Below are 16,607 nucleotides of genomic sequence, written 5' to 3'. Positions count from 1 at the left end.
AGTCAGCTTCTGAAAATGACACACTCGGCCCGGTCCCAGCCAGCGGAATGGAGCTGCGGTGGACCACCCCGCTTCCGGACGGCAGACGGCAGGCAGCTGCCCCCGCCAGATTCCGCTTCAGGTGCAGTTCCTCAATGGCGACGGCACGCCCGGTTAGAGTGTTGCCATGACGCTGGGGGACGCGGCCGCCGAGCCGCTGGTACACATCAAAGACTTCCGGATGGACTTCGGGGACACGACGGTCATCAAAGACCTCTCCTTCGATGTCCGGGCCGGGGAAACCTTCGGGTTCCTCGGCAGCAACGGATCCGGAAAAACCACGACCCTCCGGGCGCTGCTGGGCATCTACCAGCCGACCGCCGGGACCCTCCACATCGGCGGCAAACCCTTCGCCCCGCAGGACGGGGCCCGCCTCGGCTACCTGCCCGAGGAACGCGGCCTCTACAAGAAAGAGTCCGTCCTGGATGTGATGGTCTACTTCGGCCGGCTCAAGGGCCTGGACAAAACCCACGCCAAAACCTGGTCCCGGGACTACCTCGAACGGGTCGACCTCGCCGACAAAGCCACCACACGGCTGGATAAGCTCTCCGGCGGGCAGCAGCAAAAAATCCAGCTCGGCGTGACCATCATGAACGACCCCGAACTGCTGATCCTGGACGAACCGACCAAGGGCTTCGACCCGGTCAACCGCCGCCTGCTCATGGACATCATCGAAGACCAGAAACTCGCCGGCGCGACCGTCATCATGGTCACCCACCAGATGGAAGAAGTCGAACGCCTCTGTGACCGGGTCATCCTGCTCAAAGACGGGACCTCCCGCGCCTACGGCACAGTCTCCGAAGTCCAGGAACAATTCGGCGGCACCGTCTACCGGCTCACCTACACCGGGACCCTGCCCTCCTCGGCCCTGTATGACATCGTCAGTGCCGGCGGCGGGCACGCCGAGCTCTCCCCCCGCCCCGGCGGGGACGAAGCCGCCGTCCTGCGCGAGCTCATCGGCCACGGCGTGGCCGTTCAGTCCTTCACCACCGCCAGGACATCCCTGGACGAGGTCTTCATCAAGGTCTACGGCGAAACCCACGACATGGCGGAGGCATAAACCCCATGACACAGAAAACCTCCACGCAGCTCCCCTCCCCCGCCCCGGCGCCGGCCACCCCGCCGCCCACGCCCAAGCGCCCCTTCGCGGGCCACAACCTCGGCACCGTCGTCGGGTTCGAATTCACCCGCACCGTGAAAAAACGCCGCTTCTGGATCGCGACCCTGGCCATCCCGGTGGTGATGGCGATCGTGTTCGCGCTCATCTACCTGAGCAACTCCTCCACCGCGGCCAGCGCCGACGCCCAGAAGACCGCGGCCCTGTCCTTCACCTACACCGACGCCTCCGGACTCATCACCCCGGCCATCGCCACCGCCATGGGCGGCCGCCAGGCCCCCGATCCGGACAAAGCGCTGCAGGACGTCAAAAACGGCGCAACCGACGCCTACTTCGCCTACCCCGCCGACCCGGCCACCCAGCCGGTCAAGATCTACGGGCAGGACCAGGGGATCTTCGAGAACGGCAAGTACGACGCCGTCGCCAAACAGCTCCTCACCGCCTCAGCCCAGGCCACGATCGGCTCCCCGCAACTAATGGCCGCGGCCAGCGGCGACGTCAAGACCGAATCCCAGACCTTCAAAGACGGCCAGCCCGCCGGCGGCTTCGGCTCCGCCGTCCCGCCGCTGATGTTCCTGCTGATCTTCTACGTCTCGATCATTCTGCTCTCCAACCAGATGCTCAACAGCACCCTGGAAGAGAAAGAAAACCGAGTCACCGAAATGATCCTCACCACCCTGAACCCGACCACCCTGATCATCGGCAAGATCATCGCCCTGTTCATGGTCGGCCTGGTCCAGATCCTGGTCTTCCTCACCCCCATCGCCGTCGGCTACGCCTTCTTCCGCGACAAACTCGCCATGCCCGACCTGGACCTGTCGACCCTGACTTTCGAGCCCGGCACAATGCTCGTTGGTGCGCTGCTGCTGCTGGGCGGCTTCACCGTGTTCACCGGTGTCCTGGTCGCGATCGGCGCGGTCATGCCCACCGCCAAAGACGCCGGCACGATCTTCGGGCCCCTGATGGCGCTGATCTTCGTCCCCTTCTACGCCATGACCCTCATCGTCTCGGACCCGCGCGCACCCATCGTGCAGATCTTCACCTACTTCCCGCTCTCCGCCCCCGTCACCGCCATGCTCCGCAACGGCTTCGGCACCCTCTCACCTGTAGAGGCAACCATCGTCATCGCCGAACTCTTCATCATCGGATTCCTCATCCTCCGCCTCGCCGTGCACCTCTTCCGGTACGGGTCCATCCAGTACTCGGGCAAACTCTCTATCGCCGGCACCTTCCGCAAGAAGAACGCCCCGGCCGTTAAATGACCCCGTCCCGCCGGCACCCCGGCGGTCTTTGACGGAACACTCCCAGACCGGCTTTGACCCAGGAGTTCATGGCTGGATTCACGAAGGCGCAGACAAGATGTTGTGCCAGGGCTGTTGCGAAGCCGGCGGCTGTGCGGATCAGGTGCTCCGAAAACCTCCACCCGACTCCGAGCACGATTGGTCCGGCCGGCCATCCTTCATCCGGCACCGGAGCCTCTGGAGAAGCGTGCGACGACGGCGACGAATGCGGCGGTTCCGGTGGCGACTGCCATGGCATAGGCCATGGCGGTGTAACTGCCGAGCGGCAGAGGTCCTGGGGGCGCTTGGACTAGGCGCTTTTTCTGAAAAGCTGACGTCGCAGGTATTCGACGGCACTGCGCTCACCACGACCGTCCCTCACGCGCTTGTACCGTCTGATGAGCTCCACCGCAGCAGCATCCGGAAGGTCTGCTACGAATGCATCCACCACTTCTCTTGGGACATCAGGCAGCTTCTGCTCGAAAATGCCTGGAAGGTCCTGCCGAACCCCTTTGGCCATGACCCGGAGTTGCTGACGTTCCGCAGCCGACAGTGGCCGGGCAGCAGCAAGTGCATCGGCATACTCTTCATACCCGCGGGATATGTCCAGATGAGGCGGGATAGGGTCGACGCTGTTTGTTCCCAAGACGATCCGTGGAATCGCTTCAGTTCTTACCCATTCTTCCAAAGTCCGCAGCTCATGCATTAGGACCATCCAACCGCCCGTGTGGGGCCGGCGGATGCCAATCTTGGGCCAAATACTCATTGGAACTTGCACCCCGACAGGGACACTCGCCAGAACATCGCCGACGCTCAGCGGACTGTCATCCTCATATTCACCAGCAATCACAAGTCCAGGAACATGGAAGTCAGGCACTATGGCGCCCAGCCGAAGGGCGGCAGCAACGGGCATCCTGTGTTTCGAAAGGTTGGTGTGCTCGGCCAGAACCCTGAGTGGATGGGACTCGTCATCATATGGCTGCAGATCTGCGATGCGGACACCCAACGCCCCGGATAAATGCAGAACTGGCAGCGTCTTGCGGCGTTTTTGCCCGGCCCACTCGGCCAGAGCGGGTTCGTTCGTCTTCACAGGCATTTCGATGCCCTTGGCTTCCTCGCTATCGAGCTTGCGTCCGATCAGGTGCTCAACCTCGGCGTACAGGGCATGTTCGACGGCTGAGCGCATCTGGTTGAATGCATCGGACGCGAGCCGCGGTACGGCCTCGGGAAGGGGCGAACTCTCCCCAAGCAATACCACCGCTAGTCCGTCCTGGACGCGATTCTCGAGTTTCATCGGTTCAGGGGCTAGGAAGTCGTCTATGACCTCGCCTAGTTTTTCGATGACGGCATCAACATGAGCGAGCGTGTACAGCAGGTGCCTCTGATGCTCGGGAAGCCAGTCGTTCACAAGGCGCCTTGGATGAGCTCGGGCCCGTTGTTGCCCATGCTGTTAACCCGCGGGCTGATTTCTGGGACTTCACGTTGGCTGAGGGCCCTGGTCAGTGACGAGACGCTGACGCTGAGCCGCTGGGCGGTCTCCTTCAGGGTATGACCTTCGCTGCGTAGCTGCCGGGCCGTTTCAAGTTTCCCTGCGGTCATGGTGCGGGGCCGGCCACCCAGCCGGCCGCGCGCCTTCGCAGAAGCCAAGCCAGCTTTTGTCCTCTCGGACAACCGGGAACGCTCGTACTCTGCCAGGGAAGCGAACATGTCAAAAATGAGTTTGCCGTGCGCACTGGTGGTATCCAGCCACGGCTCCGCCTGGGAACGGAACCCTATCCCCCGCTGACCCAGCACCGTCACAATGTCAGCCAGGTCCGCCGTACTGCGCCCCAGCCTGGTGAGATCAGCAACCATCAGGACGTTACCCGGCTGTAGGTAATCCAGGCATTCCTTCCACCGCGCCCGAACCTGCGTCGCCCCGGACGCGTATTCCTGAAACACGCGGACCGCCCCCGCCGACACCAGCGCATCAACCTGGGAATCCAAAGACTGCCCCCGGGTACTGACCCTCGCATAGCCGATCACATTGCCTGACACGTCAAAAACCCTCCGGCCAACGTTTTGACCGACTTTCTTTTCGGAAACCAGTTCTGACCAACACTATTGGGGCATTCGGGTCGTTTTTCGGAGGCTTGCCATGGGCGGGTCAGAAACGGTCGTTTTTGAGGCGCGTTGGGGAACTACAACACCAGTGGCTCGAACTCACCATCGGTGCGGTAATCTCTGACTCGTACTATGTGAGATCGCTCAGCTGACGCGCCCTTTAGGACGACAAGCCTGGCCTAGAGGAATGGTTGGATGGGGGCATATCGTCCGCCGCCGGATGAATACGTTCGGCCGACAAACAGAGTGTTTCTGAAGCCAGATACCTACATCGACAACCATTTTGTGCGTGGAACGTCTTACCACCAAGAGGGTCTTCGTCAATGTCGCGACGGGATGAGTCTAGAGATTGAGTTGGTGCCGGAGCCAGGCAACCCTGAGGATCACTGGGCAGTGGCACTGCACGTCGACCGCAAGCGCATAGGTTATATCTCAGCCCAGGACTCAGGCTTATGGCAGGACGTCGTATCGGTCTACAACCGACGTGGCATGGCCGTGTATGCGGAAGGCATCGTGCGATCTTACGATGATGGGCTGATTGGAGTTACTGCGTACTTGCCAGGCTTCTCTGAAGCCGAAAAGCGAATGGCCGAACTCGGGCTCTTTGATGAGTGTGATCGCCTTATTGCGTCCTTGGCGCCAGACGCCCGTCAGCGGATACTCAACAACGGAAGGTACGGCTTAGACGAGTCAGACGTGCTTCTTTTGCAGTCGAAACAGCATCTGGCTCCCAGCCTTAACTGGCGAAGGGGAACTGGATCGCATTCGGATGATCGGTACCCCAATGCACTTTATCGTCGGCTAATCACTGTCGACCGCATCGAACGTGAGCGGGTGGCTGTGGAGCGAGAGGAAGCCCGAAGAGCCGCTAGACTCGAACGCCAGCGCGCACAAACCGAGAAGGTCGAAGCGAAGGCCAATGAACGTAAGGCCTTCGACCAAGAGATACTCAGCCTCTCTGCGGCCGGCAAAACGAAGTCCTATATTCGGAGCCACCTCGCATGCTCTGACTTCAGAATCAATCGTGTACTGACCGAAAGTGGCATCGCACGGTCGGCGGATCAGAACCAAGACTCTAAGCATGAACGCTTGACCAGGGGACGGAGAGCCCTTCAGATGCAACGCGATGGCATCACAAGAAAGGAAATTGCGGCAGAGCTGGGCTGCTCCCTCGAGACGGTGAAGGCGATCCTCAAGGATGCGAAATTCTACGAGGACCCAGAAAGCGATCCTGACCGTCTCCAACTAGTACTTCAGTCCAAAGCCCCTTTCCTTTCGGGCATTGGCTATCAAGCGGCGGCCATGGCATTGGGTGTCTCTGAGGCCAAGCTCAAGGAGGCTCGACGTGATCTCAGCATTCTGACCGAGATGCACTGACTCGCTCTGAGTGGTCCTTCTTGGGGAATCAGAGTAGCTGCTCCTACATCAATCAGGCGACTCTTTTCGGTCAGTCGACGATATCCAACGCAGGAAGCTGACCCACAATCTTCATCGTTTCCACAGACACCGTGACGACGCGTTTGATGAGGTCCAGTATGTACCGGGGATTTCCAACTTCACGGCAGTAGTCGTTGGGGTCGTTCATGATCTGCGAGTCCTTGTGTGTGGTCACCTGGTAGCGGTCGAGAATCCACTCCAGCGCCGATTTGCCGTTGACCTGGTAGTCGAACGCTTCATCGGGGATGCCGGCCAGGATGATCCGCGGGTTGTAGATAATCCGTGAGCGGTCCTTGCGGGCGCCGAAGGACAGCTTGTTCACCCGGTAGAAGTCGAACGCTTCGTCGGAGATTCCGGCAATCGAGCCTGACGAGATCTCCTCCAGCGGAAATGGCTCGACCGTCTCGTAGTTCAAGTGCAGCTCGGCGAGCTGCCGGCCGGCTTGACTAAAGCCCCAGAAGTCCTTGACCTTGGGGATGCGCGGCAGCATCTTCATCAGGTCTGCCTTGTACTGCTCCTTGTACGTCGGGCTGTGCAGCAGGCCGTAGACGTAGTAGAAAATGTCTTCCTTACCAATCTGAATGTCCTCGTAGAAACCGCGATAGGTGGTCAGCGTCGCATCAGTGATGTTGTCTTTCCGGCGGTAACCGTCGACGACGCCCGGATCAATCTCCGCAAACAGGTCGCCTTGCGTTTCGGTTGATACGGGCTCGTAGGTGTACAGGCTGAACCATTGCGCCTTGGATACCGACTCCAGGTCCGGAAGCATGTCAACGATGAGACAGGACCAATCCCTTCGCCGCTCGCCTGAGGCTCCGATGGCGAGGTTTGGGTGAGCAGGTGTAGGGAACAGCTTCGGGAGCTGATAGATCATGTCGTTCATTTCGCGGCTGAAGTACGCGGTCTGTTTGGTAAATGGTCGATAGGCAGACGTCACGAGGGCTGCCGCCACGAAGGAATGTTCTTTGTCCCTTGATAGATCAGCCAGAAGCCCACGGTTCCAGCTGACCTTGGTTGGATTCGTGTCTGGTTGCCTTGACCCCGAAGACCGTTCAACCTCGTAGTTCGAAATCATGCGGCGCATGTTCGCTTCAACTTCACTTCGGCTGAAGTTGTAGCACCAGGCATCGCGGTTGGTTTTCAGGCCTGATGAGTAGTTTTCGAAAATTCCGAGGGTGTTTGGCTTGCCCTTGGTTGCTTTGTCTCCGATGGACTGGAAGGCGTCGTAGTTTTCATCACTGTGGTTGATCCAATCCCCGGAATCATTGGGCGCTATGGTTTCCCAGTCTGTGCCCTCCAGCGACTGCTCGATCCCGAGGATGTCGAGCTTCTGCTCCCTAGTGAGATAGTCGCCGATGTCACGGTACTGGATGTCCGCGGGCCCTTTATGAGCTGAATTCTTGATCAGAATGGCAATGGCGATTGGCGTGCGCGCCCCACTACCGAAAATCTTGCCGCCTTCCTTGCGGGATAATTCCCCAGAAGTCCGCTGGTTCCCACGGAGGTTGTAGACAAAGATGCGGCTGAACTCGTTGGCGAAGGTCTTGCGGATTCCGTCGGCAGAATTTCCTTCGATGAAGGATCCGTTGGAGACGAAGGCTATGACACCGTCGTTCTTGATCCTGTTGGAGGCCCAGCGGATCCCGCGGATGTAGGAGTCATAGAGACTGTTCTTGTTGGTGCCCGTGGAGAGCTTCGCGTAAGACTCGACGATCGAAGCGTCCAGTACCGGGTAGGACTGGTTCTGATTGTTGTCATTCGCGCTCTCCTGTCCGCCGGAATACGGCGGGTTCATGACGATGACGCGGATGTCCTGGTCCTTCTGCCGCTGCACTCTCGCTGAATTTTCCGGGAAGAATTCGCTGGACTCGATCTGGCCGTCGGACTCGTTGAGCTGGAATGTGTCCGTCAAGGCGATTCCGTCAAAGGGGACATAGCCGTGGTCGAGGCCGTGCCGTGCGGATTCCTCGGCGAAGACGGTCTCGATGTTGATGGCCGCAATGTAGTAACTGAGCAGGACTACCTCGTTGGCGAAAAGTTCCTGCGTGTACTTCCGGTGCAGGTCCTCAGGCTGGATCAGCCCGGACTGCAGCAGCCGGGTCACGAAGGTTCCGGTGCCGACGAACGGCTCAAGGATGGAGACACCCTCGTCGGAAAGGGATTTTCCGAATTCGAGCCGAAGGGCGGCATCCGCGGAGCGCAGGATGTAGTCCACCACCGGGACGGGAGTGAAGACGATGCCCAGCCGGTCCGCAACCCGGGGGAAGGCATTGCGGAAGAAGTTGTCGTACAGCTCCAGGATGATCTTCTGTTTGGCGGCGGCGTTGTCGATGGACTTCACGCGGGCCCGGACGGAGTCGTAGAACTTCTCCAGACCGGCGCGTTCCTTTTCGAACGCGGAGTGGTCATCCAGCTGGTTCAGGATGTTCTGCATCGAGAGCGAGACGGGGTTGTGTTCGGTGAAATTAGAGTCCTTGAACATAGCGTCAAAGACGGGCTTGGTGACGAGGTGCTGGGCAAGCATTTCCACAGCCTGGGCCTGGTCGATTTCCGGGTTCAGGTTCTCCTGCAGGCCCTGGATGAAGTCGTCGAAGGCTTTCCGGTGTTCCGGGTTCGCTTCGGTCAGCAGGTTATTGATGAGGGTGATGTGCTTGTTCGCGATGTCGGCGATGTCCTTGGACCAGTCTTCCCAGTACATCCGGTTGCCGCACTTGTCCACGATCTTGGCGTAGACGGAGTCCTTCCACTCCCCCACCGGGAACTGGAGCGCCGGCTGCACGTAGGTCGGTTCACCCTCTCCGTCGTCGCCATTTCCGCCACCCGTGGCTTCTCCGCCGCCGGCGTTGCCGCCCACATTCGTCTTTGCTTTCTTTTTCGGGGAGAGGTCGACGGTGTCGACGAGGATGGATTCGGGTGCTTTGGCGTTGAGCTCGATCTGGTTGATCGCGGCATCCATGCGTTCATCGTGTGCTCGGAGTGCCTGGAGGACCTGCCAGACGACCTTGTAGCGGTTGTTGTCCCTCAGGGCCTCGGAGGTGGACATGCCTTCGGGGATGGCGATGGGCAGGATGATGTAGCCGAACTGCTTGCCCTTGGCGATGCGCATCACCCGGCCCACGGCCTGGATGACGTCGACCATGGAATTGCGTGGGTTCAGGAACAGGACGGCGTCCAGGGACGGGACGTCCACGCCCTCGGTGAGGCAGCGGGCGTTGGTGAGGATTCTGCAGACTGGCTGATCCGCGGGGCTGTCGAGGTCTTCCTTGAGCCAGTCGAGCCGTTCGGCGCGGGTGATGGCGTTGAAGCCGCCGTCCACGTGCTTGACCTCGACCTTCAGATCATCGGTGGGGTCATCGTTGTCCAGGTTGGTCAGGTGCACCCGGACCAGGTCGGGGAATTCGGATTCCACGAGTTTGGAGGATTTGATGTCCCGGTTGAACGCCACGGCGCGTTTCATCGGTGCAAGGTCGTTGCCGAAGGACGCCTCGTGGGTGCCGGAGCGGCGTTTGGCCAGTCCGTTCCAGCAGCCGATGAGCTTGGCGACGTCGTCGATCTGCAGTTCCATGTCTGAGTCCGCCAGCTGATCCTGGAAGCTCGAAACAACTTGGCTTTGCTCGACGCCCAGGACGAGGACTTTGTAGTCAGTCAGGAGCTTCTTGGTGACGGCTTCGCCGAAGCCTATCCGGTAGAACACTGGCCCGTACTTGGTCTCGTCGTCCATGGAACACAACTCTGCGTCCCGCTCCAGCGCCTTGTTCTTGGTGTCGTCGTTGAACATCCGCGGGGTGGCCGTCATGTACAGGCGCTTGGCGCCGGCGACGACGTCGTTGCGGTGGACCTTCACGAAATGGGAATCCTCAGTGCCGGCCAGGGTGGCGCCGGTCGTGCGGTGGGCTTCATCGCAGATGATCAGGTCGAAGTCCGACAGGCCGGCTTTCTGGGCCTGGGACACGGCGTCGATGGACTGGTAGGTGGAAAACACCACCGTCATACCCTCGTCCAGCTCGCGGGTTCCCATTGCTTCCAGCAGAGTGGCCCCGTCCGTGGTGGCCGGGATCTGCAGGTCATGGAGAGCAACGTCCGTGAAGTCGGAATTCTTTTGCCGGCCGACCTTGGTGTCGGAGCACACGGCGTAGGCGTGCATCGTCTGCGTGGTCTCGTCCGACCATTCCTTCAGCGACTGGGACATCAGCGCCAGAGAAGGCACGAGGAACAGGATCCGGGCGTGGCCTTCCTGCTCCGCGACACGTTCGGCGATTTTTAGGGCGGTGAAGGTCTTGCCGGTGCCGCACGCCATGATCAGCTTGCCTCGATGGTTGGTCTCGAAGCCTTTCAGGGCGGCGTTGACCGCTTCGTGCTGGTGCGTGCGCAGCTGCTTCTTCTCATGAAGCCGGGGAGCCTTGGAAGGATCGGTCAATTCGTAGGTGGCCCAGTCGATATTGGAATTGCGGAAGTCCGTCAGACCGATGCGCTGGATAGGAATGTGCTGGTTGTCCAGCATCTCCTCCGCGTTACCTGACCAGTCCCGTCCGGTCGTATCCACGATGAGCCGGTGCGTGAACGGCGGCTTTCCGGACGCGGAAATGAACGAATCAATATCCGACTTCTGGATCCGATGGCCCTCGGCGTAGAACTTGCACTGGATCGCCGTGAAGCCGCCATCCTGACGCTCGGCCACCAGATCGATGCCGTTATCTTTCTTGGCCGCCCGGTCCGGCCAGTCCCTCCACAACCAGACGTTGCGGTACTGCGGAGCCTGCACACCGTCCTTCTCCAGATACCGCCCAACGAGCTGCTCGAAGTAGTTCCCCTTCATCCGTTCCGAATCCGCAAGGTCACGGTAGGAATCAAGCAGTACATCGAACGTCGTTGCCAAAGAGAAACCCCCGGAGAAGAGAAGCATGCGGATCCGGCTTGAACCGGTGCCTCCGATCATATGATCTTCCACGCCGGCCACCGGCGCTGGAGATGCTCCGTTGCTATCGATGCTGTCCGACGCTGGTGCTTTCGAACCTCGCATTGGGTCGCTATTGACGTTCTCGACGAGGCCGCTCCCTGGCGTTCCAGTGGTGGCGGGTCGCCGTGGCGTTCGCCGTCCAGTACGCAAACCGGAGGTTAACGCTCGCCTCAGGCGAGTACGGTCAATCCCCACTTGAGGTATCTGCGACGATATGGTTAGGCAAACTTGAAGGAGAAGTGATCGACTGTGGCAAGGGCTGACCTCCTGCTGGCCCTCGTTAAATCCGGGGCCGGTACCGATGACCTTGCTTTCAGGCGCGCAGCTGAGGCCTTGATTGCAGAAGAAGAAGCAAAAAAACATGGTGTTCTGGCGCACCAACTGACCGATGCACTCACGCGCAGACGTCCGTCAGCTTCGAAAGTGACCACACTCGGTCGAAGTGACGAAGCGTCTGGCCTCCTCCATGAGCGAGAGCCGGAACGACGCCTCGCTGACTTGGTATTGCCGGGGCTAGTTCGTCAACAGTGCGCCGATCTCCTGGAGGAGCATCACCGCAGAGATCTTCTACGTAGTCACGGGGTAGAACCCCGTCACCGGCTCCTATTCATCGGCCCTCCTGGCGGCGGTAAAACTTCCCTTGCTGAGGCCGTTGCCACTGAGTTGGCGGTCCCGTTACTGACCGTGCGCTACGAAGGACTAATTGGCAGTTTCCTCGGCGAAACAGCTTCAAGAATGGAAGCTCTCTTTTCCGCGGTTCGAGTGCGCCCCTGCGTGCTGTTCTTTGATGAGTTCGATGCCGTTGCCAAAGAACGAGGGGATACGCACGAAACGGGAGAAATCAAGCGTGTGGTCAGCTCATTGCTTCTTCAAATCGACAAGCTGCCAAGCCACGTAATTGTCGTAGCCGCCACCAATCATCCCGAATTACTCGACCGCGCTGTGTGGCGCCGTATGCAGATACGTGTCGAGCTTCCTCATCCGACTCGGGCCGGAAAAGTTGAATGGTTGAAATCGTGGTCAGCTAAGACCGGACTCGATTTTGGACTCGCAGCCAGAACTATTGCGGACCGTCTGCCCGACATCAGCTACGCGGAACTCGAAGAGTTCGCCTTGGACGTGCAACGGAAGACGATCCTGAGCGGACCAGACGCCAGCAGCGGACGAGAAGCGACGCAGCAGCTCTTAGAGCAGTGGATAAAGCGGGCAGGAGCCGACATTGAGTCCTGATGCCACGGGGTCACCGTCCAGCCGACCTGTTCTCTTCGGTTCCGTAGGCCGGCCACGGTCGGTAAAGGTGACAGGTAGGGGCTCATCCAAAGTTGCATTCCACAACGAAAGCAACCGTATTAAGCGCCTCGGCGAACGGTTCGAAGAGGCAATGGCGGACTTCGGGACTCAGGTTGCGCTCTCTCAATCCCTCCACGCCACAGACCCACAGCTGGTCCTTGTCTTCGAAGCTCTCGATGAGCAGACAGACCTCGGCAAGGTTGCTGACAGACTGGGATTTGAGATCCTGAACGAGTCCGAAGGTTCTATGTCACCAACTGATGACTTTGGCTTAATATCGGATTCCCCAAGAGATCCTGAGATCAAAACTTGCCTCCACGCTGTCTGCCTAAATCAGTCCGCAATGACGCGGTTGCTCGCTCTATGGAAGGAGTGGACCAGCACAGGGCGCGTTGAACGCGGCTATGGCCCGCTCAAGGAGCTTTTCAGTCATCTGAAAGACGTCCGCCCCTGGGGCCCTGCGGACAGATTGAAAGCAATCGATTGGGATCAATACTTCGCCGAGCGTCTGCCGGATCAACTGCATACGTTAGAGATTGAACTTTGGTATAGAAAGTCGCCTGTGCTGCGGCAGAAGGCTCAATTAGAAGTCGAAGGACTTGTCAGAGCCGCCGGCGGGACAGTTCTTACTTCGGCAATCATCGGCGCGGTTGGCTATCACGGAATCAAGTGCACCGTTCCCGAGGACTTTGTGCAGAAACTGGCCCAACGCGAGTTCACCCAGGTGCAGGTGGTCAAGTCAGCAAATGTGATGTATCTGCGGCTGTCTGGTCAAACAGTTCAGGTGGAATCTCCGTCTACAGATGCCGAAACCCCGGATGTGCCGATGCCAACCGGGGCTCCGGTTGTGTGTCTTTTGGACGGCGTACCCGCAGCCAACCATCCTTTGCTATCCGGCCGCGTCATAGTGCACGATCCCGACGATTTGTCATCCGATTCGCAGAACACAGTCGAAGATCGCAAGCATGGCACGTGGATGGCCTCCACAGTGGTGTGGGGCGACAGGGGCGCCAATGAAGCTCCGCTGAATAGGCCCGTACTTGTACGCCCAATATTGTCGCCGACCGCCGACACCGTGGATCGCATTGAAGAAATCAAGGCAAACGATCTAACCCCGGATCTAATGCAACGCATCTTCCGCGAACTGTATGAGGACATCGACGGGCAGAATGCAGTGGCCCCCGAGATCGTCGTAGTCAATCTGTCAGTAGGAGACCCGACGGCGCCCTTTGACTCCGTTCTGTCCTCGTGGGCCCGAACTCTCGACTGGCTAAGTTTTCGATATGGCGTCTTAGTTGTCGTTTCTGCAGGCAACTACGGTGAACTTCCGCTCGGGCCGTTGAACTCGGATTCCATCCAAGAGCTGAAGGGCGAAGATCGGAGAGAATCCGTACTTGCAGCCCAACACCAGGATCAAGCAAACAGAAGGCTGCTCTCCCCCAGCGAGGCCATCAATGCTCTGACCGTGGGAGCAATGCACGACGACGCATCTGATCTGAAGCCTGTCGGGTACGTGTTTGATCCAAGTGATGGGCTTCCGACCGTAAGCCCTGTGAGCGCGCTTGGGGGTGGATACCGGAGGAGTATCAAACCGGAGGTAATGGCCCCAGGTGGCCGAGTGCTCTTTACCTCGCCCGTGATCCCCAAGGGGTCACTCACAGTTGCCCGAGCCACCTCGAAAGGCCCGGGTATTCGCGTCGCTTCGTCCACTATTGGGCAGGAGTCCTTCACCACCGGCACGAGCCCCGCCGCAGCGCTTGTCACTCGGCAAGCTTCACGACTTCATGATGCACTGGACGAAATCGTCAACGGCGTCCCTCTTTCCCGTCATGAACGCGCGGTGGCTATCAAGGCGCTACTGGCGCACGGTGCTCGTCACCCGGAGGGATTCAAAAGCGATTCCCTGCCAGTTGAGAAGGCAATGGGCTTCGGCTCGATCAACCGAGACTACTCGCTGGGATGCTCCCGCAATGAGGCGGTAATTCTTTACCTGGGTAGTTTGGGGGCGGCTGAAGAACAGGATCTTCTGTTGCCACTTCCCGAAGGGTTGAATGTCAGGGAAACGAAACGCATCACGGCAACTCTTGCATGGCTGAGTCCGGTCAACTGGCAACATCGCCAATATCGGAGGGCCGCCATGAGTTTCACTAAACCCACGGGAACGCCAAAATTGGACTCCCCTATCGACCTCTCAGACGATGACGCGAAGCGCGGCAGCGGCACCATCAAACATCTGACATGGGAGACAGAGAAGGCATTCGCCACGGGCCAAGGATCCAATGTCGCCCTCAAGGTGAAGTGCCTGGAGCAAGCCGGTGGACTGGCGGGAGAACGAATACCCTACGCGGTGGCGCTATCGCTGTGGGTGGCGCCAACGCTAAACATTGACGTCTACGCCCAAGTCAGACAACAAGTCATGCCCCAAGTGACCGTACGTCCGGGCATCTGAGCAAGGACAAGAGCCGGTCCGTATCGGTCCGGCGCAAAAGCGAGGCAGGGCCGGCGTGAGTGCCCTGCCTGTTTTTCCCTCTGCAAAGGAAATCTGTGGTTCAGCTTAGCTGAACGGTTTGTGGTGCTGCCGCGGGCTGGTACCTCGTTGTTCCTGGTCCCGCGGGTGATAGTCCATAGGTCGCCTGGTCGCGGTCAATGGCGGTCCGTCGCTGGTGAGTGGCTGCTGTGGTTCGTCCTGGGCGGCGGACCGCCCGACCTCTGGGAGGTTCCTGGCCCTGCTGGGGTGAGTGGCCGGGCGGCTGCTTTGGGGTCAGCCGCCCGGCTCACTGTCCGGTTACTCGGTGTCGGTGGTGTGCTTGTCGAGAATGATTTTCTCCACGGCGCTTGCCGTGTAGCCCCAGGCGGTGAGCTGGTTCAGGTAGTGGAAGTGCCGCTTCTCGGCGCTCCGCCATGAGTCTTTCTGGATGGTCTTTTCATACCCGGCGCAGATCAGGGCGATGAGGGAGAACTCGGGCCGGGCGGTGGTTTTGGCGGTGTGGTCCCGCAACGGGTTCCAGCCCCAACGGTCGGTGTCCGCCCCGGTCCTGGCCCCGATCATCTCGGTGGCGACCTTGCCGTCGTAGCCGCTGGCGGTTTCGGGGTCGTGGGTGATGGCGCGGACGGCGAAGTACTGCCAGCCCTTCGGCGCGGTCTTCCGCGAAAGCAGGGTCTTCACAAAGTCACGCCTGACCTTCGTTGCACTCTCCATCTCGCGGTTATTCGCGATCAGGGTCTTCCGCTCGGCTTTCTGCTCCTCGGTCATCGGGCCTTTCTGGGCCTGCGTGCCGCCGTCGTAGCGTTCGTACCTCGGGGTGAAGCCCAGGTCCTTCCAGCCGGTGATGACGGGCTTGGCGTTGTGCTGGCCCCGGTAGTCGGTGCTGATCAGGTAGGCGTTGGCGTCCTCGTCGGTGGCCGGTTCCCCGTCGGCCCGCTTCGCGGCCGAGACGTACAGGTTCTCTTCGTTGGAGTAGTGTCCGGCGTCCTCCACGACGGTCTTGCCCTGGGCTTCCAGTTCCTCGATGAGCGCGGCGAGGGCGGCGGCGCTGTCGCGGCGGTCCCGCAGCAGCTGCGCGACGTGGAGGAGCTGATCGGGTTCGTCCGCGATCACGGACTCCAATTCCTCGGTCGCGTCCTCGTTCCCTTCAAACTCGGCCATGACGAGCGCTTCATCAATGGTGTATCCCTTGCCCAGGGCGGCGGATCCGGCGTCGGAGGACTTGGCTTTCAGCGCACCTTCCACGGCGGTCTTGGTGCGCCCGGTCTTCTTGGCGATCGCGGCGGCTGAGACACCGATCAGGGACAGCTGGTGGTAGGCGTCGGCCTCGTCCGCTTCTGTTAGTTCAGCGCGCTGGATGTTCTCCACGACCTGGGTCACGATGCGCTCGGCTTCCTCGGGGGACTCGATGATCATCACCGGGATGCTGGTACGTCCGGCTTCAACAGCCGCGCGGGTGCGGCGCTGTCCCATCAGGACATGCACTACTCCGTCGTCCTTGCGGTGGGCGATGACCGGTTCCATCACGCCGTGTTCGGCAATGCTGGCAATGAAATCGGGTGTCAGGGCGGCGTCTTTGCGGACGTTGATGTCCACGGTCAGGGTGGCCGGGTCGAGCATTTCGAGGGTGGGTGTTGCGTTCATGGGTGTTGCTCCTTTTGCAGAGGATTCCGGTGGGTGGGGCGGCTTAGGTGACCGGCCAGCTTCCCCTCTCCCCCAGTTGTTTTTTGGTTGCTGGCAAGCTCGCTTGCTCGGCGGCCGACGGAGCCCTGTCTACCCGCAGGGCAAGGGGCAGGAAATTCCCTCAAGGAAATCAGCGACGCAGGAGCGCCGGAGGGACATTTCCTGCACCGCAGGCCCCGGTGGAGCTTGCGGAACCGGGGCTAGACGGGGTGGAGC

At 60.1% G+C, this 16,607-nt stretch carries 9 protein-coding genes; 5 read left to right on the top strand and 4 right to left on the bottom strand.

From position 1 onward, the window contains the following. Positions 1-166: 166 nt before the first annotated feature. A complete protein-coding gene (locus tag AC1D2F_RS18880; RefSeq protein ID WP_476967437.1) occupies positions 167-1,099 on the top strand; it encodes an ABC transporter ATP-binding protein in 933 nt (310 codons plus the stop codon). A gap of 5 nt (positions 1,100-1,104) precedes the next feature. Continuing rightward, entirely contained in the window at positions 1,105-2,418 is a 1,314-nt protein-coding gene (locus AC1D2F_RS18875) for an ABC transporter permease (RefSeq protein WP_476967436.1), read from the top strand. A gap of 328 nt (positions 2,419-2,746) precedes the next feature. Here AC1D2F_RS18875 and AC1D2F_RS18870 read toward each other — a convergent pair whose 3' ends face one another. Both AC1D2F_RS18870 and AC1D2F_RS18865 read right to left on the bottom strand, forming a co-directional pair. Beyond that, positions 2,747-3,844, bottom strand: a complete 1,098-nt coding sequence (locus AC1D2F_RS18870) for a hypothetical protein (protein WP_476967435.1) — start codon at positions 3,842-3,844, stop codon at positions 2,747-2,749. Continuing rightward, positions 3,841-4,461, bottom strand: coding sequence for a recombinase family protein (locus tag AC1D2F_RS18865; protein WP_476967434.1), 621 nt, complete (start codon positions 4,459-4,461; stop codon positions 3,841-3,843). The genes AC1D2F_RS18870 and AC1D2F_RS18865 overlap by 4 nt, the downstream gene beginning before the upstream one ends. Before the next feature lie 471 nt (positions 4,462-4,932). Here AC1D2F_RS18865 and AC1D2F_RS18860 point away from each other — a divergent pair, with 471 nt between their 5' ends. Continuing rightward, the gene (locus AC1D2F_RS18860) at positions 4,933-5,916 is read left to right on the top strand and encodes a hypothetical protein (RefSeq protein WP_476967433.1); all 984 of its coding nucleotides are present in this window, start codon (positions 4,933-4,935) and stop codon (positions 5,914-5,916) included. Positions 5,917-5,986: 70 nt separating this feature from the next. On the opposite strand, the gene AC1D2F_RS18855 is transcribed toward AC1D2F_RS18860, so the two are convergent. Beyond that, on the bottom strand, positions 5,987-10,912 hold the full coding sequence (locus tag AC1D2F_RS18855) for a DEAD/DEAH box helicase (RefSeq protein ID WP_476967432.1): 4,926 nt from the start codon (positions 10,910-10,912) through the stop codon (positions 5,987-5,989). Positions 10,913-11,182: 270 nt separating this feature from the next. On the opposite strand from AC1D2F_RS18855, the gene AC1D2F_RS18850 reads away from it, so the two are divergent. Further along, positions 11,183-12,163 carry an AAA family ATPase gene (locus AC1D2F_RS18850; protein ID WP_463883200.1) on the top strand — a complete coding sequence of 327 codons (981 nt, stop codon included), beginning with the start codon at positions 11,183-11,185 and terminating at the stop codon, positions 12,161-12,163. 403 nt (positions 12,164-12,566) lie between these two features. Continuing rightward, a complete protein-coding gene (locus AC1D2F_RS18845; protein WP_476967431.1) occupies positions 12,567-14,672 on the top strand; it encodes a S8 family peptidase in 2,106 nt (701 codons plus the stop codon). A gap of 336 nt (positions 14,673-15,008) precedes the next feature. Here AC1D2F_RS18845 and AC1D2F_RS18840 read toward each other — a convergent pair whose 3' ends face one another. Beyond that, the gene (locus AC1D2F_RS18840) at positions 15,009-16,352 is read right to left on the bottom strand and encodes a ParB/RepB/Spo0J family partition protein (RefSeq protein WP_476967430.1); all 1,344 of its coding nucleotides are present in this window, start codon (positions 16,350-16,352) and stop codon (positions 15,009-15,011) included. Positions 16,353-16,607 lie beyond the last annotated feature (255 nt).

Source organism: Arthrobacter sp. P1_B3, from assembly GCF_056406615.1.
The sequence above is the reverse complement of the archived record's forward strand: the minus strand, read 5'-3'. Positions and strand labels throughout refer to the sequence as shown.

What these genes read in the sequence shown, in the direction of transcription:
- AC1D2F_RS18880 (WP_476967437.1), top strand. Translation starts at nt 167, where the DNA reads ATGACGCTGGGGGACGCGGCCGCCGAGCCGCTGGTACACATCAAAGAC.
- AC1D2F_RS18875 (WP_476967436.1), top strand. Translation starts at nt 1,105, where the DNA reads ATGACACAGAAAACCTCCACGCAGCTCCCCTCCCCCGCCCCGGCGCCG.
- AC1D2F_RS18855 (WP_476967432.1), bottom strand. Translation starts at nt 10,912, where the DNA reads ATGATCGGAGGCACCGGTTCAAGCCGGATCCGCATGCTTCTCTTCTCC.
- AC1D2F_RS18845 (WP_476967431.1), top strand. Translation starts at nt 12,567, where the DNA reads ATGACGCGGTTGCTCGCTCTATGGAAGGAGTGGACCAGCACAGGGCGC.
- AC1D2F_RS18840 (WP_476967430.1), bottom strand. Translation starts at nt 16,352, where the DNA reads ATGAACGCAACACCCACCCTCGAAATGCTCGACCCGGCCACCCTGACC.